This window comes from Streptomyces nanhaiensis (assembly GCF_046614825.1).
Lineage (GTDB): Bacteria > Actinomycetota > Actinomycetes > Streptomycetales > Streptomycetaceae > Streptomyces > Streptomyces radiopugnans.
In genome coordinates, this window is sequence record NZ_JBKJFM010000046.1 from 1 (window position 1) to 19,313 (window position 19,313).

16 protein-coding genes, 3 tRNA genes and 1 pseudogene are annotated in these 19,313 nt (G+C 73.4%); 10 read left to right on the forward strand and 10 right to left on the reverse strand.

Annotated elements, in window-relative coordinates:
• The 3 genes and pseudogenes from ACLIYP_RS13000 to ACLIYP_RS13010 form a co-directional block, all read left to right on the forward strand.
• Nucleotides 1-1,033 (forward strand): annotated as a pseudogene (locus tag ACLIYP_RS13000) (hypothetical protein); the annotation flags it as partial.
• A 228-nt stretch (nucleotides 1,034-1,261) separates the two neighbouring features.
• Complete coding sequence (locus ACLIYP_RS13005) at nucleotides 1,262-2,740, forward strand: N,N-dimethylformamidase beta subunit family domain-containing protein (RefSeq protein WP_412713303.1); 1,479 nt, start codon at nucleotides 1,262-1,264, stop codon at nucleotides 2,738-2,740.
• 141 nt (nucleotides 2,741-2,881) lie between these two features.
• Nucleotides 2,882-3,796: a phosphoribosylaminoimidazolesuccinocarboxamide synthase gene (locus ACLIYP_RS13010; protein ID WP_412713304.1), complete on the forward strand. Its 915-nt coding sequence runs from the start codon at nucleotides 2,882-2,884 to the stop codon at nucleotides 3,794-3,796.
• Nucleotides 3,797-3,904: 108 nt separating this feature from the next.
• On the opposite strand, the gene ACLIYP_RS13015 is transcribed toward ACLIYP_RS13010, so the two are convergent.
• The 8 genes from ACLIYP_RS13015 to ACLIYP_RS13050 form a co-directional block, all read right to left on the reverse strand.
• Nucleotides 3,905-3,977 (reverse strand) — tRNA-Gly (locus ACLIYP_RS13015).
• A 90-nt stretch (nucleotides 3,978-4,067) separates the two neighbouring features.
• Entirely contained in the window at nucleotides 4,068-4,664 is a 597-nt protein-coding gene (locus ACLIYP_RS13020) for a response regulator (protein WP_412713328.1), read from the reverse strand.
• Between the two features lie 47 nt (nucleotides 4,665-4,711).
• Nucleotides 4,712-6,004 carry a sensor histidine kinase gene (locus ACLIYP_RS13025; protein ID WP_412713305.1) on the reverse strand — a complete coding sequence of 431 codons (1,293 nt, stop codon included), beginning with the start codon at nucleotides 6,002-6,004 and terminating at the stop codon, nucleotides 4,712-4,714.
• A gap of 16 nt (nucleotides 6,005-6,020) precedes the next feature.
• Nucleotides 6,021-6,863 (reverse strand): ABC transporter permease, encoded by an 843-nt coding sequence (locus ACLIYP_RS13030; RefSeq protein ID WP_412713306.1) that lies wholly within the window; start codon nucleotides 6,861-6,863, stop codon nucleotides 6,021-6,023.
• The gene (locus tag ACLIYP_RS13035) at nucleotides 6,860-7,837 is read right to left on the reverse strand and encodes an ABC transporter ATP-binding protein (protein ID WP_412713307.1); all 978 of its coding nucleotides are present in this window, start codon (nucleotides 7,835-7,837) and stop codon (nucleotides 6,860-6,862) included. The genes ACLIYP_RS13030 and ACLIYP_RS13035 overlap by 4 nt, the downstream gene beginning before the upstream one ends.
• A gap of 169 nt (nucleotides 7,838-8,006) precedes the next feature.
• Nucleotides 8,007-8,079, reverse strand: a tRNA-Gly gene (locus tag ACLIYP_RS13040).
• Between the two features lie 74 nt (nucleotides 8,080-8,153).
• Nucleotides 8,154-8,225: transfer RNA gene (locus ACLIYP_RS13045), tRNA-Gly, on the reverse strand.
• A gap of 101 nt (nucleotides 8,226-8,326) precedes the next feature.
• Entirely contained in the window at nucleotides 8,327-8,680 is a 354-nt protein-coding gene (locus ACLIYP_RS13050) for a histone-like nucleoid-structuring protein Lsr2 (RefSeq protein WP_412713308.1), read from the reverse strand.
• Nucleotides 8,681-9,014: 334 nt separating this feature from the next.
• Here ACLIYP_RS13050 and purS point away from each other — a divergent pair, with 334 nt between their 5' ends.
• The 7 genes from purS to purM all read left to right on the forward strand — a co-directional run bounded on the left by purS (nucleotide 9,015) and on the right by purM (nucleotide 17,394).
• Nucleotides 9,015-9,281, forward strand: a complete 267-nt coding sequence (gene purS, locus ACLIYP_RS13055; protein WP_093663089.1) for a phosphoribosylformylglycinamidine synthase subunit PurS — start codon at nucleotides 9,015-9,017, stop codon at nucleotides 9,279-9,281.
• Complete coding sequence (gene purQ / locus ACLIYP_RS13060; protein ID WP_412713309.1) at nucleotides 9,278-9,955, forward strand: phosphoribosylformylglycinamidine synthase subunit PurQ; 678 nt, start codon at nucleotides 9,278-9,280, stop codon at nucleotides 9,953-9,955. The genes purS and purQ overlap by 4 nt, the downstream gene beginning before the upstream one ends.
• A gap of 91 nt (nucleotides 9,956-10,046) precedes the next feature.
• The gene (gene purL, locus ACLIYP_RS13065) at nucleotides 10,047-12,296 is read left to right on the forward strand and encodes a phosphoribosylformylglycinamidine synthase subunit PurL (RefSeq protein WP_412713310.1); all 2,250 of its coding nucleotides are present in this window, start codon (nucleotides 10,047-10,049) and stop codon (nucleotides 12,294-12,296) included.
• Between the two features lie 90 nt (nucleotides 12,297-12,386).
• Nucleotides 12,387-13,688 (forward strand): hypothetical protein, encoded by a 1,302-nt coding sequence (locus ACLIYP_RS13070; RefSeq protein ID WP_412713311.1) that lies wholly within the window; start codon nucleotides 12,387-12,389, stop codon nucleotides 13,686-13,688.
• A gap of 66 nt (nucleotides 13,689-13,754) precedes the next feature.
• The gene (locus tag ACLIYP_RS13075) at nucleotides 13,755-14,558 is read left to right on the forward strand and encodes a maleylpyruvate isomerase family mycothiol-dependent enzyme (RefSeq protein ID WP_412713312.1); all 804 of its coding nucleotides are present in this window, start codon (nucleotides 13,755-13,757) and stop codon (nucleotides 14,556-14,558) included.
• Nucleotides 14,559-14,645: 87 nt separating this feature from the next.
• Nucleotides 14,646-16,205 (forward strand): amidophosphoribosyltransferase, encoded by a 1,560-nt coding sequence (gene purF, locus ACLIYP_RS13080; protein WP_412713313.1) that lies wholly within the window; start codon nucleotides 14,646-14,648, stop codon nucleotides 16,203-16,205.
• Between the two features lie 103 nt (nucleotides 16,206-16,308).
• Nucleotides 16,309-17,394 (forward strand): phosphoribosylformylglycinamidine cyclo-ligase, encoded by a 1,086-nt coding sequence (gene purM, locus ACLIYP_RS13085; protein WP_412713314.1) that lies wholly within the window; start codon nucleotides 16,309-16,311, stop codon nucleotides 17,392-17,394.
• 102 nt (nucleotides 17,395-17,496) lie between these two features.
• On the opposite strand, the gene ACLIYP_RS13090 is transcribed toward purM, so the two are convergent.
• Together ACLIYP_RS13090 and ACLIYP_RS13095 are read right to left on the reverse strand one after the other, a co-directional pair.
• Entirely contained in the window at nucleotides 17,497-17,775 is a 279-nt protein-coding gene (locus ACLIYP_RS13090; protein ID WP_410537819.1) for a DUF3073 domain-containing protein, read from the reverse strand.
• 326 nt (nucleotides 17,776-18,101) lie between these two features.
• Nucleotides 18,102-19,274: a Leu/Phe/Val dehydrogenase gene (locus tag ACLIYP_RS13095; RefSeq protein WP_412713315.1), complete on the reverse strand. Its 1,173-nt coding sequence runs from the start codon at nucleotides 19,272-19,274 to the stop codon at nucleotides 18,102-18,104.
• Between the last annotated feature and the right edge of the window lie 39 nt (nucleotides 19,275-19,313).

Consider the following 19,313-nt stretch of genomic DNA (forward strand, 5'->3'; position numbering starts at 1 on the left):
GCCCCCTCCTCCCGGATGTGCCAGTTCGTTCAGCCGTGTACTCGTGGGCCGCTGGTCCTCAATGGACACGTGCTTCCCCGCTCCCTCGTCGTCGTCCGCTGCCGGAGTCCGCGCCCCGCCCGCCGCGGTGCGGGCCCAGACGGTCGACTACGGCCTGCGGGTCGTCGCCCAGGAGCAGGTGGGCCTGGCGTACGCCGGCTGGGACCGGCTGCTGACCAGGGTCGCGCTGCCGGCCTGGCGCACGGGGCGCTGGCCCGCCCGGCTGGACGCCGGAGTGGTCTCAGCCCTCACCGAGCTGTCCCGGCGCGACCGGCTGGCCGAGGGCTTCGCCACCCGGCTGGGCGAGCGCCCAGCCTGCGACCTGCTGGAGGAGCCCGGCGAGGTGGACCGCCAGGTCTCCCTGCTGGCCGCGCGGCTGTTCCACGGCGGCCCGGCCGAGCCCGGTCCCGACTGGGCCCCGGTGGACTGGCAGGAGTACCCGGAGGAGGTCGTGGACCGCATCTGGCGCTCTGAGGCCGCCCGTCTCTTCGCGGCGCTGCGGGCCGCCGAGCACCCGACGCTGGCCGAGCTGGTCGACCGGCTGGCCGGTGCGGCGGCCCCGGGCGGCCCGGACGCCCCGTCCGGCGGCGGCGCCGACGCGCTCGCCGCCCGGATCGGCGCCGACCTCGCCCGCGAGGAGGCGGCCCGGGCCGGCGCGGCCCGCGAGGCCGGCGCGAGCCCGCTGCCCGTCCCCGGCGGGGACGGCGCGCTCCTGCCGCCCGGCGGCGGCTTCCCCCTCCAGCCGCCGCGCTCCGGGCGCGAGCTGCTGGCCGAGCACATCACGGCCGCCGTGTGCTGCGCGGCCGTGGACACCGCTGGAGCTGCCCCCGGTCTCGACTGGCTGGACGGCCCGGCCCTGTTCGTCGACGGCGAGCGCCGCGCGGACCTGGCCCGCCCCGTCCTCGCCCTCGCCGAGGACGGCGACCCCCAGCCGCTGCGCGACTGGCTGGCGGCCGTCGGTGTACGGCCCGACAAGCCCATCCGCCTGGTCTGAGCCGCGGGCGGCGCGGGTGCCGATTGCCGGGTGCCGCTGAGCGTCCGGACCGTCCGCGGATGCCGCCCCCGCCCCGCCCCGCCCCGCCCCCGCCCCGGCCGTCCCCGTGTTCGGGACGGATTCGACCCGGCTCCGGCCATTCGGCGACGAGGGGTGACCGTCCGTTCGCTTTATGTGATGTGCTGGTGCCCGGCATCGCGGGAGCGGACACAGGGAGGGGAGACGCAGGTGGGCACGGAGCAGATCCGGCGCTGGGAGTCGGGAGCTCTCGCGCACGCGGTCACCGATCCGTTCGGGCAGGGGCCGCTGCCCTGGCTGCGGTGCGGCGAGCACTACTTCGACGACACCGGCCACGTCGTCCCCTGGTACCTCGACCACAGCAGCCTGGACGGCGCCCGCGCCCCGTCCGGGGCGGGCGGCGGCCCGCGCGCCGCCGACGACGTGCACTGCCAGATCAAGGGCTTCACCTCCGAGAGCGCGGTCTCGCCCGGCGAGTCCATCGACTTCCGGATCACGGTCAACCCGCCCCAGCCCTTCGGCGTGGACGTCTACCGCATCGGCCACTACGGCGGCGAGGGCGCCACCAAGATCACCACCAGTCCCCGGCTCTCCGGCATCGTCCAGCCTCCGCCGCTGGCCGCCGACCGCACCGTCTCCTGCCACCACTGGTGGCTCTCCTGGCGGCTGCAGATCCCGGACTACTGGAGCACCGGCGCCCACGTGGCCGTGCTGACCACCGCCGACGGCCACCGTTCCCACATCCCCTTCACCGTCCGCGACGAGCGCCCCGGCGACCTGCTGCTGGTCCTCCCCGACGTCACCTGGCAGGCGTACAACCTCTTCCCCGAGGACGGCCGCACCGGCGCCAGCCTCTACCACGCCTGGGACGGGGAGGGGCGGCTGCTGGGGGAGGAGGAGGCGGCCGTCACCGTCTCCTTCGACCGGCCGTACGCGGGCGCGGGCCTGCCCCTGCACGTGGGCCACGCCTACGACTTCATCCGCTGGGCCGAGCGCTACGGCTACGACCTGGCCTACGCCGACACCCGCGATCTGCACGCGGGCCGCGTCGACCCCTCCCGCTACCGGGGCCTGGTCTTCGCGGGCCACGACGAGTACTGGTCGGCGCCCATGCGCCGCGCCGTGGAGAAGGCCCGCGACAGCGGCACCTCGCTGGTCTTCCTCTCCGCCAACACCATGTACTGGCAGGTCGAGTTGGGTCCCTCGCCGTCCGGGGCCCCCGACCGGCTGATGACCTGCCGCAAACGACGCGGCCCGGGCCGCTCGCGGCGCTGGCGCGACCAGGGCGAGCCCGAACAGCAGGTGCTGGGCGTCCAGTACGCGGGCCAGGTGCCCCGGCCGCACCCGATGGTCGTGCGGAACACCTCCCACTGGCTGTGGGAGGCCACCGGGGCGGCGGAGGGCGAGGAACTGCCCGGCCTGGTCGCGGGCGAGGCCGACCGCTACTTCCCGCGCGCCGCCCTGCCCCCGCACACCGGCCGCGTCCTGCTCGCCCACTCGCCCTACCGGGACGCCTCCGGCGCCCGCCGCCACCAGGAGACCTCCCTGTACGAGGCGCCCAGCGGCGCCCTGGTCTTCGCCTCGGGCACCTTCGCCTGGTCCCCGGCCCTGGACCGCCCCGGCCACACCGACTCCCGCGTCCAGCGGGCCACGGCCAACCTCCTGGACCGCATCTGCAAGCACCCCTGAGGCGTCCGCGTGCGCCCGGGCACCGGGCCCGGGCGGGGCCGTTCGCGCGGCACACCCCCACCCGTCCGTCCGACCCCGGCCGGTGGGGAGGGTGGCCGTACGGGAGAATCGGAACTCCTGGACCAAGCCACAGGAGGAGCCGTGACCGGATTCGTAGAGAAGCCCGAACCCGCGCAGGTGCCGGGTCTGGTGCACGTGCACACCGGCAAGGTGCGGGACCTGTACCGGAACGAGGCGGGCGATCTGGTGATGGTCGCCAGCGACCGGGTGTCCGCCTACGACTGGGTGCTGCCGACCGAGATCCCCGACAAGGGCCGCGTCCTCACCCAGCTCTCCCTGTGGTGGTTCGACCAGCTCGCCGACCTGGTGCCGGGCCATGTGCTCTCCACCGAGCTGCCGCCCGGCGCCCCCGCCGACTGGGCGGGCCGCACGGTGGTCTGCCGCTCCCTGCGCATGGTCCCGGTCGAGTGCGTGGCCCGCGGCTACCTCACCGGCTCGGGTCTGGCCGAGTACCGCCGGACCCGCACGGTCTGCGGCCTCGCCCTGCCCGAGGGCCTGGAGGACGGCTCCGAGCTGCCCGCCCCCATCTTCACCCCGGCCACCAAGGCGGAGGTCGGCGAGCACGACGAGAACGTCCCCTACGAGGAGGTCGCCCGCCGGGTCGGCGCCGAGACCGCCGCCGAGCTGCGCCAGCTCACCCTGGCCGTCTACTCCCGGGGCCGCGACATCGCCAGGGAGCGGGGCATCATCCTGGCCGACACCAAGTTCGAGTTCGGGTGGGGGACGGACGGGGACGGCCGGGAGCGGCTGGTGCTCGCCGACGAGGTGCTGACGCCGGACTCCTCGCGCTTCTGGCCGGTCGACCAGTGGGAGCCGGGCCGTTCCCAGCCCTCGTTCGACAAGCAGATCGTCCGCGACTGGCTGACCTCCCCGGCCGCCGGCTGGGACCGCGGCGGCGAGGTACCCCCGCCCGAGCTGCCCGCCGAGGTCGTCGAGCGCACCCGCGCCCGCTACATCGAGGCGTACGAGCTGCTGACGGGCACCCGCTGGAGCTGACCGGCGGCACGGGGCGGGCCGTGGCCCGCCCCCGCCCGGCCGCCCGCGCCGGAGGGGCCGCACACGCGGAAGGCCCCGGTCCTGTGAGGGACCGGGGCCTTCTCCGCGAGCGGACGACGAGGCTCGAACTCGCGACCTCAACCTTGGCAAGGTTGCGCTCTACCAACTGAGCTACGTCCGCGTGCTCCGTTCGGTGCGCTCCCACTATAGCCAACCCGTGAGCGTGCTCGCGCGGGGCGGTTCCCGGGCGGCCGCCCACAGCCGGCCCCGCTCACAGCCAGCCCCGCTCGCGTGCGATGCGCACGGCCGCGTGGCGGTTCTCCGCCGACAGCTTCGCGGCTGCCGACGACAGGTAGTTGCGGACCGTCCCCGGCGCCAGCGCGGCCCGCGCGGCGATCTCCGCGACCGGCGCCCCGTCCGCGGCCAGTTCCAGCAGCTCGGCCTCGCGGGCGGTCAGCGGCGAGTCCCCGGCGCTGATCGCGTCGGCGGCCAGCTCCGGGTCCACATAGCGGTTGCCGGCGTGCACCGTGCGGATGATCTCGGCCAGCCGCTGCGCCGAGACCGTCTTGGGCACGAAGCCCCGCACCCCCGCGGCCAGGGCCCGCTTCAGGTGCCCCGGGCGGCCGTGCCCGGTCACGATCATGGTGGCGCAGGCGGGGAGCGCGGCGCGCAGCTCCTCGGCCACCGCCACGCCGTCCCTGCCCGGCATCTGGAGGTCCAGCACCGCCACGTCGGGCCGGTGGGCGCGGGCCATCGCCAGCGCCTCGGGACCGGACGCGGCCTCGGCCACCACCAGCAGGTCGTCCTCCAGCGCCAGCAGCGCGGCCAGCGCGCCCCGGATCAGGTGCTCGTCGTCGGCCAGCAGCACCCGTACGCGGCGCCCGCCGCCGTCCGTACCGTCCCGCTCGTGGTCGCTCACCGCTCTCCCCTCCCGCCGCAGTCCTCGTCGCCGTCCGTGCCGCCGCCGCGACCGCCGCCCCGGTCCGGCCGCGCAGGAATCCGGGCCGTCAGCCGGAAGGTGCCGTCGCCGCGGCGCTCACCGGTCAGTGTGCCGCCGAGCGCGGCCAGGCGTTCGCGGAGCCCGGCCAGTCCGGAGCCGCCCCCTGTGGAGGCCCCGGCCCCCGGCACACCGTCGTTCTCCATGACCAGCTCGGCCACCGGACCGGCGGCCCGCAGCCGGACCGAGCACCGACCGGCGTCGGCGTGCCGCAGCACGTTGGTCGTCCCCTCGCGGATCACCCAGCCCAGTGCCGACTGCAGCGGCTCGGCAAGCGCCCCGCTGCCGCTGTCCTCGATCCGGCAGTCGATCCCGGCGGCCCGCAACACCCCGCGCGCACCGACGAGTTCGGTGTGCAGATCGGCCTCCCGGTAGCCGCGCACGACCTCCCGCATCTCCCGCTGCGACTCCCGCGCGATCCGCTGGACCTCGGTCATCTGGTCCACGGCGGAGGGCGAGCCGCGCTGTGCGAGCTGCACGGCCAGTTCGCTCTTGAGCGCGATGACCGACAGGTTGCGGCCCAGGACGTCGTGCAGGTCCCGGCCGAACCGCAGCCGCTCCTCGGCCACCGCCAGCCGCGCCTGGGTCTCCCGGGCGGCCTCCAACTCCCTGACGACCCGCAGCATCCAGCCGGAGCAGCGGTAGCTGAAGCCGAAGAAGACGGCGCCGAAGACGGCGGTGCCCACGTGGTACCCGGTCTGCTCCGCCGGCAGGTCCAGCGCCGCGACGGACAGCGCCGAGCCCGCGATGACCAGTGCCGTGAGCAGGGTGCTCCGCCGGATCGACAGGGTGAGCAGCACCGGCCCGGCCAGGAACATCAGCAGCCAGGTGCTGGCGGCCACCGCCCCCTGATCCAGCACCCCGGCCCCGATCGAGGCGTGGAGGGCGGCGATCCCGAGGACGGTGGACCCGACGTACACCGCCGTCAGGCGGCTCGGCCGGCCGGCCGAGCCCAGGTAGTACCGCAGTCCGGCCCGGCACAGCAGCAGATGGCAGACGGTGTGAGCCGTGAACAGCGCGACCAGCGGGAGGACGGTCAGCACGGGAAGATCGCCGCGCTGCGCCACGCACCAGAAGGTCAGCAGCACCGCCTCGGAGACGGCGAAGCTGTAGAGCGTGAAGCGGGTGTACTGATGGAAGCGCACCGGCCCGCTGGACCGCCGTATCCGCTCCACCCAGCCCAGCGCGCCCCCTTCGACCGCCACCGTCACACCCGCTCCTCGCACCTCAGTGACGCGGTTCCCAGCGGAACCACCGGCGTACAGCAAACACCGACACCAGGGACCAGGCCACAGCGGTACCCAGCGCCCGCAGCACCTCGCCCGGCTCACCGCCGCCGAGCCAGCCGTACCGCACCAGGTCCACCACCGGGCTCACCGGCAGCAGCCGCAGGATGTCGGCCACCCGCTCCGGCATGGCCTCCAGGGGGACGAACATGCCCGAGCCGACCAGCGAGACCATCAGCAGCGGCAGGGCCGTGATCTGGGCGCTCTCCGTCGTCCGGGTGATCACGGCCGTCGCGGCGGCCGTCAGCACCATCAGGACGACGCCCAGCAGCACGCCCAGGACCAGCAGGTCCGGCCGGTCCGGCGGCGTCATCTCCAGCAGGGCCGCACCCGCCGCGACCAGCACGGCGCACTGCGCCAGTGCCACGGCGACCACCGGCAGCGCCGCGCCCGCCAGGATCTCCCAGTCCCGCAGCTCCCCGGTCCGCAGCCGCTTGAGGACCAGCTCCTCGCGGCGGGAGACGTAGGCGGGGATGAGGTTCAGATAGACGACGAGGATCAGCACCATCGGGATGCCGCTGGTCATCACCAGGTCGGTGACGCTCAGCCCGGTGCCCTCCAGCGGCGCCTGCTCGACCGTGGAGCGCATGAACAGCACCATGGCGAGCGGCATCAGCAGCGCGGTGAACATGGCGGTGCGGTTGCGGACGAGGAGCGTCAGCTCCGCCCGGGCCAGCGACCGCAGCCTGCCCAGGGAGGCGGCGGCCTCGCGGGCGGCCCCCGCGTCCGTCGCGCTTCCGGTGTCCGTCCCGCCCCCGGTGCTCGTGGTGCTCGTGGTGCTCATCGTGCTCCCGCCTTCGCCGCTCGTGTCGTGTCCTCGTCCTCCACCGCGTCCGGGCCGCCCCCGTGGGCGATCTCCAGGAACGCCTCCTCCAGGGAGGCCGAGCGGGCGTCCAGACCCGCCAGCGCCACCCCCTCCCGCCGCGCCCACAGCAGCAGTTCGGTCAGCGACTCCTGCAGCCGGCCGGTGCGGATCTCCACCCTCCGCCCGTGTTCGGCCGCCTTCAGCGACAGCGGGAGCCGGGCCGCGGGCACCCCCTCGGGCAGCGTGAAGCGGATCCGGGACGGGCGCGAGGCGGTGACCTCGGCGGGGGTGCCGGAGACGACGATCCGCCCCGCCCGCATGATCGCGAGCCGGTCGGCCAGCTCCTCGGCCTCCTCCAGGTAGTGAGTGGTCAGCACCACGGTCGTACCGCCCTTCCGCAGTTCCCGCACCAGGCGCCAGGTCTCCCGCCGCCCCTCGGCGTCCAGCCCGGTCGTCGGCTCGTCCAGGAAGAGGACCTCGGGCCGTCCGAGCAGGGCCATGGCCAGGTCCAGCCGCCGCCGCTCACCGCCGGAGAGCTGCTTGACGCGTACGTCCGCGCGCGGGGCCAGGCCCACCATCTCCAGGGCCTCGGCGGTCCGCCGGGCCCCGCTGGTGCAGCCGGCCCACATCCGCGCGGTCTCGGCGACGGTCAGGTCGGAGGGGAAGCCGCCCTCCTGGAGCATCACCCCGATCCGCGGGCGCACCCGGGCGCGTTCGCGGTACGGGTCGTGCCCGAGCACGCGCACCCGGCCGCCGCTGGGCTCGGCCATCCCCTCCAGCAGCTCGACGGTGGAGGTCTTGCCCGCGCCGTTCGTCCCCAGCAGCGCGAACAGCTCGCCGCGCGCCACGGAGAACGAGATCCCCCGCACGGCCTCGAAGCCGCCGTCCCCCTTCGCCGGGCCGTAGCGCCGCCGCAGTCCGCTCACCTCGATGACCTGTTCTCCGTTGTTCATGCCACCAGGGTCGCCCGAGACCGGGTGCGGGGGCAGTGCGGGCTGTCACGAGCGCACATGACAAATGTCAACCGGCCGACGGGCGGGAGAGGGTGAGAGGGCGTGAGGGGATGTGTCGTACCGCACACGTGGAAGGCCCCGGTCCTGGAGGACCGGGGCCTTTTCCCTGAGCGGACGACGAGGCTCGAACTCGCGACCTCAACCTTGGCAAGGTTGCGCTCTACCAACTGAGCTACGTCCGCGTGCAACCTCCCGGCTCTCACCGAGCGGCGCGCCTTCACTCTACCCGATCCCGGAGGTCCGGTGGAGTGAGCGGAGCGGGTGACAGGAATCGCACACTGCGCCTCCCTCTTGGAAAGAGGGCGCTCTACTACTGAGCTACACCCGCACGACCACCTTGGCTTCGGCCGTTTCCGGCCGCCCCCGGCGGTGTGCTCCAGACTCTAGCCGATCACCCGGGGTGCCTGGCAAGTCGGTCCGGAGCGGGGCTCAGCGCGACTCCTCGGCCCCGGTGCCGGAGGCGGTTCCATGGGCCTCCTCGAACGCCTCGTAGACCTTCTTGGGGATGCGGCCGCGCGGCGGCACCTCGAAGCCGTGCGACCGGGCCCAGGCCCGCACCGCGGACGGGTCCGGCGCGACGGAGGTGTGCTGGAACGTCTTCCCGGACCGGGCGCGCTTGCGGCCGGCCCGCACATAGGGGGCCAGGCCCATGCGCAGTTTCTTCGCGTTCTCGCGGTTGAGATCGATCTCGTACGACTTGCCGTCGAGACCGAAGGTGACCGTTTCCGATGCTTCCCCGCCGTCGATGTCGTCGGAGAGTGTGACCACCACACGCTGTGCCACGGATATCGGTCCTTTCGGGAGGATCGCATGCGGAAACACTTCGAAACCACTTCCTGACGTGCGGTGATATCGGCGTTCCCGGCGATCGGTGTCAATGCCCTTTCCTTTGTACAGCGGCGGGCATTGTCTGGTGAAGCGGTTGAATTATCGTCCGCGTGTCATGCCGCGAACGCGACTTTACTTTTCCGGCGCCGATTCGTGCAGTACTTCCCGGTGTTTTCCCGGACGCCGATACCCGACCGTGACCGAAGCGGCCCATATCTACGCGAGTAGAATTTTCCGCCGGGTACGCTGAAGCCGCAGCCTCCAGCACCAACACCCACCGGGAGTACCAGTGGCTCGCGTCGTAGTCGACGTCATGCTCAAGCCGGAGATCCTCGACCCCCAGGGCCAGGCGGTTCAGCGTGCGCTGCCCCGACTGGGCTACGAGGGCATCTCGGACGTCCGCCAGGGCAAGCGCTTCGAGCTCGAGGTGGAGGGGCCGGTCGACGACGACGCCCTCGCCCGTATCCACCAGCTCGCCGAGACCTTCCTCGCCAACACCGTGATCGAGGACTTCACCGTGCGCGTCGAGGAGCGCGAAGAGGTGACCCCCGCATGACGACCCGCATCGGAGTCGTCACCTTCCCCGGCTCCCTCGACGACGTGGACGCCCGGCGCGCCATCCGCCTCGCCGGCGCCGAGCCGGTCGCCCTGTGGCACCGCGACAAGAGCCTGAACCAGGTGGACGCCGTCGTCCTCCCCGGCGGCTTCTCCTACGGCGACTACCTGCGCTGCGGCGCCATCGCCCGCTTCTCGCCGGTGATGGAGACGGTCGTCGACCAGGCCCGCGCGGGCCTGCCGGTGCTCGGCATCTGCAACGGCTTCCAGGTCCTGTGCGAGTCGCACCTGCTGCCCGGCGCGCTCACCCGCAACGACCACCTCCACTTCGTCTGCCGCGACCAGCGGCTGCGCGTGGAGAACGCCGGCACCGCCTGGACGTCCGACTACGCCGACGGCCAGGAGATCACCGTCCCCCTCAAGAACGGCGAGGGCGGCTACGTCGCCGACGAGCGCACCCTGGACGAGCTGGAGGCGACCGGCCGGGTCGTCTTCCGCTACCTGGACGTCAACCCCAACGGCTCCCGCCGCGACATCGCCGGCATCTGCAACGAGGCCGGCAACGTCGTCGGCCTCATGCCCCACCCCGAGCACGCCGTCGAGGCCCTGACCGGGCCCACCACCGACGGCCTGGGGTTCTTCACCTCGGTTCTGAAGAAGCTGGTCACCGCATGAGCGGCGCACGCACGACCACCGGGCCGCAGACGGTCCTGAAGCCCGCACCTCTGCGTCGTGCGGGCGGAGAAGCTCATCGAAAGGGCGCGGCATGAGTCTCGACACCGTCAAGCACGCGAGCGACACCCCGGACGTCGAGCAGCCCTGGGCCGAGCTCGGCCTCAAGCGCGACGAGTACGACCGCATCCGGGAGATCCTCGGCCGCCGTCCGACCGGCGCCGAGCTGGCCATGTACTCCGTGATGTGGTCCGAGCACTGCTCCTACAAGTCCAGCAAGGTCCACCTGAAGCAGTTCGGCGAGAAGGCGCCCGCCTCCGACGCCATGCTGGTGGGCATCGGCGAGAACGCCGGCGTCGTGGACGTCGGCCAGGGCTACGCCGTCACCTTCAAGGTGGAGTCGCACAACCACCCCTCCTACATCGAGCCCTACCAGGGCGCGGCCACCGGCATCGGCGGCATCGTCCGCGACATCCTGGCCATGGGCGCCCGCCCGGTCGCCGTGATGGACCCGCTGCGCTTCGGCGCCGCCGACCACCCCGACACCCGCCGCGTCCTGCCCGGCGTCGTCGCCGGCATCGGCGGCTACGGCAACTGCCTGGGCCTGCCCAACATCGGCGGCGAGGTCGTCTTCGACCCCTGCTACCAGGGCAACCCGCTGGTCAACGCCCTGTGCGTGGGTGTGATGCGGCACGAGGACATCCATCTGGCCAAGGCGTCGGGCACCGGCAACAAGGTCGTCCTCTACGGCGCCCGCACCGGCGGCGACGGCATCGGCGGCGTCTCCGTCCTGGCGTCGGAGACCTTCGACGAGACGGGCCCGGCCAAGCGCCCGGCCGTCCAGGTCGGCGACCCCTTCCAGGAGAAGCTCCTCATCGAGTGCACCCTGGAGGTCTTCAAGGAGGACCTGGTCGTAGGCATCCAGGACCTCGGCGGCGCCGGCCTGTCCTGCGCCACCTCCGAGCTGGCCAGCGCCGGTTCCGGCGGCATGCGCGTGGAGCTGGACACCGTCCCGCTGCGCGACTCCACGCTCTCGCCCGAGGAGATCCTCATGAGCGAGTCGCAGGAGCGCATGTGCGCCGTCGTCGAGCCCGGCAAGGTCGACCGCTTCCTGGAGATCTGCGAGAAGTGGGACGTCATCGCCACCGTCATCGGTGAGGTCACCGACGGCGACCGGCTGGAGATCTACTGGCACGGCGAGCAGATCGTCGACGTGCCCCCGCGCACGGTCGCCCACGAGGGCCCGGTCTACAACCGCCCCTACGCCCGCCCCGAGTGGCAGGACGCCCTCCAGGCCGACGACGCCAACGCCCTGCCCCGGCCCAAGGACGGGGAGGAGCTGCGCGAGCAGGTCCTGCGGCTGGTCGGCTCCCCGAACCAGGCGTCCAAGGCGTGGATCACCGACCAGTACGACCGCTACGTGCTCGGCAACACCGTCCTGGCCCAGCCCGAGGACAGCGGCATGATCCGCATCGACGAGGAGACGGGCCTGGGCGTCGCCGTCGCCACCGACGGCAACGGCCGCTACGCCAAGCTCGACCCGTACACCGGCGCCCAGCTCGCCCTGGCCGAGTCCTACCGCAACGTCGCCGCCACCGGCGCGAAGCCGCTGGCCGTCACCGACTGCCTGAACTTCGGCTCGCCCGAGGACCCGGGTGCGATGTGGCAGTTCGCCGAGGCCTGCCGCGGGCTGGCCGACGCCTGCCGGACGCTGGGCACCCCGGTGACCGGCGGCAACGTCTCGCTGTACAACCAGACCGGCGACACCGCCATCCACCCGACCCCGGTGGTCGGCGTGCTCGGCGTGATCGACGACGTCGCCCGCCGCACCCCGATGGCGTTCGCGGAGGAGGGCCAGCTCGTCTACCTCCTGGGCGACACCCGCGAGGAGCTGGGCGGCTCGGCCTGGTCCCAGGTGATCCACGACCACCTGGGCGGGATGCCGCCGAAGGTGGACCTGGAGCGCGAGCGGCTGCTCGCCGAGATCCTGATCTCCGCCTCCCGCGACGGCATGATCGACGCGGCGCACGACCTGAGCGACGGCGGTCTGGTCCAGGCGCTGACCGAGTCCTGCCTCAAGGGCGGCAGGGGGGCCCGGCTGGTCGTCCCCGACGGGCTGGACCCGTTCGTGTTCCTGTTCTCCGAGTCGGCCGGCCGCGCGATCGTCTCGGTGCCGCGCAGCGAGGAGCTGCGCTTCACCGACATGTGCGGCGCCCGCGGCCTGCCCGCCACCCGCATCGGCGTGGTGGACGGCGACGCCGTCGAGGTCCAGGGGCAGTTCTCCGTCTCCCTGGCCGAGCTGCGCGAGGCCCACGAGGCCACCATCCCGGCGCTCCTCGCCTGACGCCCGTACGACGGCCGCCGTGCCCCGCCGCCCGCTCCGGGCCGCGGGGCACGGTCGTCGCGGGGCGCTGGTAGGTTCGCCGCCGGACGGGTGCCGGAGCCGTACGGGACGGGGGACGGGGAGATGGACCGCGGGCGGTGGCGGAGGGCGTACAACCGGCTGGTGTGCGCCGTGGCCGTCTTCGCGATCGGGCTGAGCGGCTGGACGCTGTGGGGCCTGTGGGAGCGTCGGCACACCGTGGACGAGGCCTGCGGCGGCCTGGTCCCGGTGGGCGAGGTGCTGGCCCTGCCGGGGAGCGGGGGAGGGATCACACCCGCCCGGAACCTCACGGACGGGATCCGGCTGGACGAGGCCCCGCTGCCGCAGAGCTGCGTCCTGCGCAGCGAGGAGGCCGCCGAGGAGCGGCGGCTGGGGGAGAGCGGCTCGTTCTTCTCCGCGCAGGTGGCGACCGAGCCCACCGGCCGGACGTCCGAACCGGTCGACGACGCCTTCGAGGACGCGCTCGGCCACACCGACCCGTACGTCGGCGTCCCGCAGGTGTACCAGCCGATCGGCGGTGGCGTACCCGGACACGTCACCGGCACCGGAGCCTCCGTCCGGCTGCCCTGCCCCGGCACCGAGCACCGGGGCGAGGAGATCACCGCGATACGGGTCTCCGCCGGGCTGGACGCCGCCACCCGGGCGGGGTTCTCCGGGAACGGCCGGCTCGCCCAGGACGTCCGCGACCGGCTGGCCCGCATCGCGGTCGCCACCGCCAACAACCTCGCCGCCGAACTGGGTTGCCCCGACCGCCTCCCCGGGCCGCCGGGCGGCGTACCGGCGCTGAACACCGAGCCCGTCGCCCCTGACGAGGCCGAGGGCACCTGCGCCTGGTACGGCCGGGCGGGGCTGGACGACAGCCCGGCGAACGGCTCCGGGTGGCTGCCCGACCGGGTGCTGGAGGCCCGTACCGGCGACCGCGTGTGGCAGGAGCGCTGCCTGCTGAGCGTCACGGGCGAGGCCCGGGGAGCGGTGTACCGGCGATACGCGCGGGACCCGGAGTACCGCCGGTTCCGGGAGAACTCCTCCATGGACGACAAGACCTGGTGGATGAGCGCGGAGAGCTTCTTCGGGGACGCCGCCGAACGCGTCTCGACCGATCCCGTCGGCGACGACCGGACGGCCGTCGCGGGCCGGGGCGGGTACGACCCCGACGGGAAGATCCTGTGGGCCACGTCCGTGTGCGGCGGGGAGCCGGCCGTGCACACCCTCACCGTCTCCTGGCCCTACGTCGACGGCGTGGCCCGCCACCTGGAGCCGGTCCTGCGCGCCTACGCCGAGGACGTCGCCGAGCGGCGCGGCTGCACGGACACCGTCCTGCCCCCGAAGGGCGACTACCCGGGGGAGAGCTGATCCGCACCGGCACCCGACCGGCGGGTAACCTCCTGCCGCGGTCACGCGGCGTTCTACTCTGACGCCATGCCTCCGGTGAAGCGCAAGCCCAGGACGTACGACCCGGCCCTGGTGCGGGCCGGGCTCATCGGGCAGGTGGAGGCCGTGCGCAACGCCGTACACGGTCTCACCCCCGACCAGCTGGCCCGGCCCTCCGGGCTGCCCGGCTGGGACGTACGCCATCTGGTGGTCCACATCGCCGGGCAGATCGAGGCGGTGCCCCGGCTGCTCGCCGAGCCCCCGCCCCGGGCCACCGCGCCGGAGACGGACCTGAACACCTGGGCGGTCTCCGTGGCCGGCGCCGCCCACGAGCTCGACGAGGCGACCCGCAGGCACGCGCTGGCGTACGACAGCGCGGCCCGCGCGGTGGACGACGCCGTCGAGGAGCTGGAACCGGTGCTGGAGCAGGCGGTGCGCGCGGACGTGCTGCTGCCGCACTCCTTCGGCGCGATGCGGGCGCTGGACTTCACCGTGACCCGCCTGCTGGAGCTGGTGGTGCACAGCGACGACCTCGCCCGGGCCACCGGCGTACGCGTCCCGCTGGTCCGCCAGGCCCTGGCGACGACCGTGCGGCTGCTGGCGGACGCGCTGGCCGCCAAGGCGCCCGGCGCCTCGGTGGAGGTGCGGATCCCGCCCTTCGCGGTCGTCCAGTGCGTGGCGGGCCCGCGGCACACGCGCGGCACCCCGCCGAACGTGGTGGAGACCGATCCGCTGACCTGGATCCGGCTGGCGACCGGCCGCACCGACTGGCTGAAGGAGCTGGATGCGGCGCATCTCACAGCGAGCGGCGAGCGCGCCGATCTGCGCGACCACCTCCCTGTACTGGAGTGATGACCTGCGGTGGACGGCCGCCGGGGCCCCGGGGAAGCGGCGGTCCCGGGTACTGAGCACCGCGGGACCTGTCCTAGACTCGGTGGCGTGCCACGTGGTGACGGACGACTCAACCACGACCTGCTCCCCGGAGAGAAGGGCCCCCAGGACGCCTGCGGCGTCTTCGGAGTCTGGGCCCCGGGGGAAGAGGTCGCCAAGCTCACCTATTTCGGGCTGTACGCGCTACAGCACCGGGGACAGGAGTCCGCGGGCATCGCGGTGAGCAACGGCTCCCAGATCCTCGTCTTCAAGGACATGGGCCTGGTCTCCCAGGTCTTCGACGAAACCTCCCTCGGCTCCCTCAAGGGCCACATCGCGGTCGGCCACGCGCGCTACTCCACCACCGGCGCCTCGGTGTGGGAGAACGCCCAGCCCACCTTCCGGGCCACCGCCCAGGGCTCGATCGCGCTGGGCCACAACGGCAACCTGGTCAACACCGCCGAGCTGGCCGGGATGGTCGCCGCGCTGCCCAGCACGGGCGGCCGGGCCACCCAGGTCGCCGCCACCAACGACACCGACCTGGTCACCGCCCTGCTGGCGGGCCAGGTGGACGACGAGGGCAGGCCGCTCACCGTCGAGCAGGCCGCCCCCAGGGTCCTGCCGGAGGTCAAGGGCGCGTTCAGCCTGGTCTTCATGGACGAGCACACCCTCTACGCCGCCCGCGACCCGCAGGGCATACGCCCGCTGGTGCTCGGCCGGCTGGAGCGCGGCTGGGTGGTGGCCTCCGAGACCGCGGCCCTGGACATCGTCGGCGCCTCCTTCATCCGGGAGATCGAGCCCGGCGAGATGGTCGCCATCGACGAGGACGGGCTGCGCACCCAGCGCTTCGCGGATGCGAAGCCGAAGGGCTGTGTCTTCGAGTACGTCTACCTCGCGCGCCCCGACACCGACATCGCGGGCCGCAACGTCTACCTCTCCCGCGTGGAGATGGGCCGCCGGCTGGCCGCCGAGGCGCCGGCCGAGGCGGACCTGGTCATAGCGACCCCGGAGTCCGGCACCCCGGCCGCGGTCGGCTACGCCGAGGCCAGCGGCATCCCGTACGGCAGCGGCCTGGTCAAGAACTCCTACGTGGGCCGGACGTTCATCCAGCCCTCGCAGACCATCCGCCAGCTCGGCATCCGCCTCAAGCTCAATCCCCTCAAGGAGGTCATCCGCGGCAAGCGCCTGGTGGTCGTGGACGACTCGATCGTCCGCGGCAACACCCAGCGCGCCCTGGTGCGGATGCTGCGCGAGGCGGGCGCGGCCGAGGTCCACGTGCGGATCAGCTCGCCGCCCATCAAGTGGCCGTGCTTCTTCGGCATCGACTTCGCCACCCGCGCCGAGCTGATCGCCAACGGCCTGTCGGTCGAGGAGATCGGCACCTCGCTGGGGGCGGACTCCCTGGCGTACATCTCGCTGGAGGGCATGGTCGAGGCGACCACGATCGCCAAGCCGAACCTGTGCCGGGCCTGCTTCGACGGCGAGTACCCGATGGAGCTTCCGGACCCCGGGCTGCTGGGCAAGCACCTGCTGGAGTCCGAGAACGCCGAGGCGCCCAGCGCCGACCCCGACGGGGTGCGGAGCCTGCTCGCCGGCCCCGGCGCGGCCGACGCGCTGCGCAGGCCCTGACCCCGTCGGCCCTGCCGGCCCGCCGGCGGCCGTTCCGGCGGGCCGACCGGCCGCCGACCGTCCCGGTGAGCCACCGCGCCACCGTCCGTCCCAGAGGAAGACCATGACCTCCACGAACCCGACCCCGGCCGGCCGGGGCGCCAGCTACGCCGCCGCCGGAGTGGACATCGAGGCGGGCGACCGCGCCGTCACGCTGATGAAGGAGTGGGTGGGCAAGGCCCGCCGGCCCGAGAGCATCGGCGCCCTCGGCGGCTTCGCGGGCCTCTTCGACGCCTCCGCGCTGAAGGGCTACCGGCGTCCGCTGCTGGCCTCGGCCACCGACGGCGTGGGCACCAAGGTCGCCGTCGCGCAGAGGATGGGCGTCCACGACACCATCGGCCACGACCTGGTGGCGATGGTCGTGGACGACCTGGTGGTCTGCGGCGCCGAGCCGCTGTTCATGACCGACTACATCAGCGTGGGCAAGGTCGTCCCCGAGCGGGTCGCGTCGATCGTCAAGGGCATCGCCGAGGGCTGCGTCCTGGCGGGCTGCGCACTAGTCGGCGGCGAGACGGCCGAGCACCCGGGCCTGATGGGCCCGGACGAGTACGACGTGGCGGGCGCGGGCACGGGCGTCGTGGAGGCCGACGAGATCCTGGGCGCGGACCGCATCCGCCCGGGCGACGCGGTCGTCGCGATGGGCGCCTCCGGTCTTCACTCCAACGGGTACTCGCTGGTGCGGCACGTGTTCTTCGACCGGGCGGGATGGTCGCTGGACCGCCACGTCGAGGACTTCGGCCGCACGCTGGGCGAGGAACTGCTGGAGCCCACCAAGATCTACTCGCTGGACTGCCTGGCGCTGACGAGGGCCACCGAGGTGCACGCCTTCTCGCACATCACCGGCGGCGGACTGGCGGGCAACCTCGCGCGTGTCGTGCCCGACGGGCTGCACGCCACCGTGGACCGCTCCACCTGGAGCCCGGCGGCGGTCTTCCGGACGGTCGGCGAGCTCGGCGGGGTCGAGCGCGCGGAGCTGGAGAAGACCCTCAACATGGGCGTCGGCATGGTCGCCGTCGTCCCGCCGGAGTCGGTCGGCGCCACGCTGTCCCTGCTGGGCGAGCGCGGTGTGGACGCCTGGGTCGCCGGAGAGGTCACCGAGCGCGGCGACCGCGGCGAGGCCGTCGCCCTCACCGGGGACTACGCGGCCTGAGCGGCGGGGGCGGACAGGATCAAAACCCGGTCCGGCGGTTGCCGGACCGGGTGATGACCGCTATCGGTATGAGACCGCTCTGTTCAGTGGACGACGACGTCCTCAGGCGCGGCGTCGGTGGTTCGACGGTGAGGAGGACCCGCGGGAGTCGACCGACGGGTCGTCGCCCTCCGCGTCCTCGTCATCGTCGTTGTACAGATCCGCGTACCGTGCGTACGGGTCGTCCAGCTCATCGTCCTCGAACCGCTCGCCGTTCGGCGGCTGACTCGATGTCGATGCGCCCAGCTCCTCAGCCAGGCGTGCAAGATCGGTCCCACCGCTGTTGTACTTCAGCTGGCGGGCGACCTTTGTCTGCTTGGCCTTGGCCCGGCCGCGCCCCATGGCTCGACCCCCTCAACGACGGGGCTCAACGGCCCCAGAGTCTTGACACGCGTTCACGATGCGGAGCGGACCCTCGATGTCTATCGAGAGACCGTCCGTGGAGCTTCAACGGTACCTGCTTCCGTGGCCGTACGGTACGCCGCCCGCACGACACGGCCGGTGCCCGCCCTGCCTGGTGACCATTTCTCCGCTGGTCAGTGACGATTTTACCTTCTGTCCGCCCGGTCACCCGCCCAGGGGTGGTGAGGGATGTCTCCCCCACCACCCGTCACCGAGGGTGACGCCCCGGTGGACGCTGGGTCAGAACCGGCGGACCGGACCGCGGGTCAGCTCCCGCCGCCGGCCCTGCGGGCCTCGGCCATCCGCTGCTCGGCGATGCGGTCGGCCGCCACCGCCGGCGGCACGCCGTCGGCCGCGGCGCGCTCGAAGATCGCCAGCGTGGTGCCGTGGATCTTCTCGGCCTTCGCCTTCGCGCGTGCGAAGTCGAAACCGTGGAGCTCGTCCGCGACCTGGATCACGCCGCCGGAGTTCACCACGTAGTCGGGCGCGTAGAGGACGCCCCGGTCGGCGAGGTCCTTCTCGACGCCCGGGTGGGCGAGCTGGTTGTTGGCCGCGCCGCAGACCACCTTCGCGGTGAGCACGGCGACCGTCTCGTCGTTCAGGGCGCCGCCGAGCGCGCAGGGCGCGTACACGTCCAGGCCCTCGGTGCGGATCAGCGCGTCGGTGTCGGCGACCGCCACCACCTCCGGGTGCGCGGCCGTGATGTGCTCGACCGCCTCGGGGCGCACGTCGGTGACCAGGACCTCGGCGCCCTCGTCGAGCAGGTGGCCCACCAGATGGCGGCCGACCTTGCCGACGCCCGCGACGCCGACCTTCCGCCCGCGCAGCGAGGCGTCGCCCCACAGGTGCTTCGCGCTGGCGCGCATGCCCTGGTAGACGCCGAAGGCGGTGAGCACGGAGGAGTCGCCGGCGCCGCCGTTCTCGGGGGAGCGGCCGGTCGTCCAGCGGCAGGTGCGCGAGACCACGTCCATGTCCTGGACGTAGGTGCCGACGTCGCAGGCGGTGACGTAGCGGCCGCCGAGGGAGGCGACGAAGCGGCCGTAGGCCTCCAGCAGGGCCTCGGTCTTGTGCTGCTCGGGGTCACCGATGATCACGGCCTTGCCGCCGCCGTGGTCCAGCCCGGCGAGCGCGTTCTTGTACGACATGCCGCGGGCGAGGTTGAGCGCGTCCCTGACGGCGGCCTCCTCCGGGTTCTCCTCGGAGGCGTACGCGTGGAAGCGGGTCCCGCCCAGGGCCGGGCCCAGGGCCGTGGAGTGGATGGCGATGACCGCCTTCAGGCCGGTCTCGCGGTCCTGGCAGAGGACGACCTGCTCGTGGCCGCCCTGCTCGGAGTGGAACAGGGTGTGCAGGACCGAACCGGTGGTGTGCTGCGCGCTCACGGCGCTCTCTGAGCCGTCTCGGTGTCCGTCGACGCTGACGGCGGGACGTACGTCAGTCACGGTGGTGACTCCTGTATGTCGCGGAGGGGTGCCCTTCCA

Bases quoted from the DNA above. Each gene is read 5' to 3' on its own strand.
- purQ (WP_412713309.1), top strand. From the start codon at position 9,278: ATGACGACCCGCATCGGAGTCGTCACCTTCCCCGGCTCCCTCGACGAC.
- ACLIYP_RS13030 (WP_412713306.1), bottom strand. From the start codon at position 6,863: ATGAGCACCACGAGCACCACGAGCACCGGGGGCGGGACGGACACCGGA.
- ACLIYP_RS13035 (WP_412713307.1), bottom strand. From the start codon at position 7,837: ATGAACAACGGAGAACAGGTCATCGAGGTGAGCGGACTGCGGCGGCGC.
- ACLIYP_RS13075 (WP_412713312.1), top strand. From the start codon at position 13,755: ATGCCTCCGGTGAAGCGCAAGCCCAGGACGTACGACCCGGCCCTGGTG.
- purL (WP_412713310.1), top strand. From the start codon at position 10,047: ATGAGTCTCGACACCGTCAAGCACGCGAGCGACACCCCGGACGTCGAG.
- purM (WP_412713314.1), top strand. From the start codon at position 16,309: ATGACCTCCACGAACCCGACCCCGGCCGGCCGGGGCGCCAGCTACGCC.
- ACLIYP_RS13090 (WP_410537819.1), bottom strand. From the start codon at position 17,775: ATGGGGCGCGGCCGGGCCAAGGCCAAGCAGACAAAGGTCGCCCGCCAG.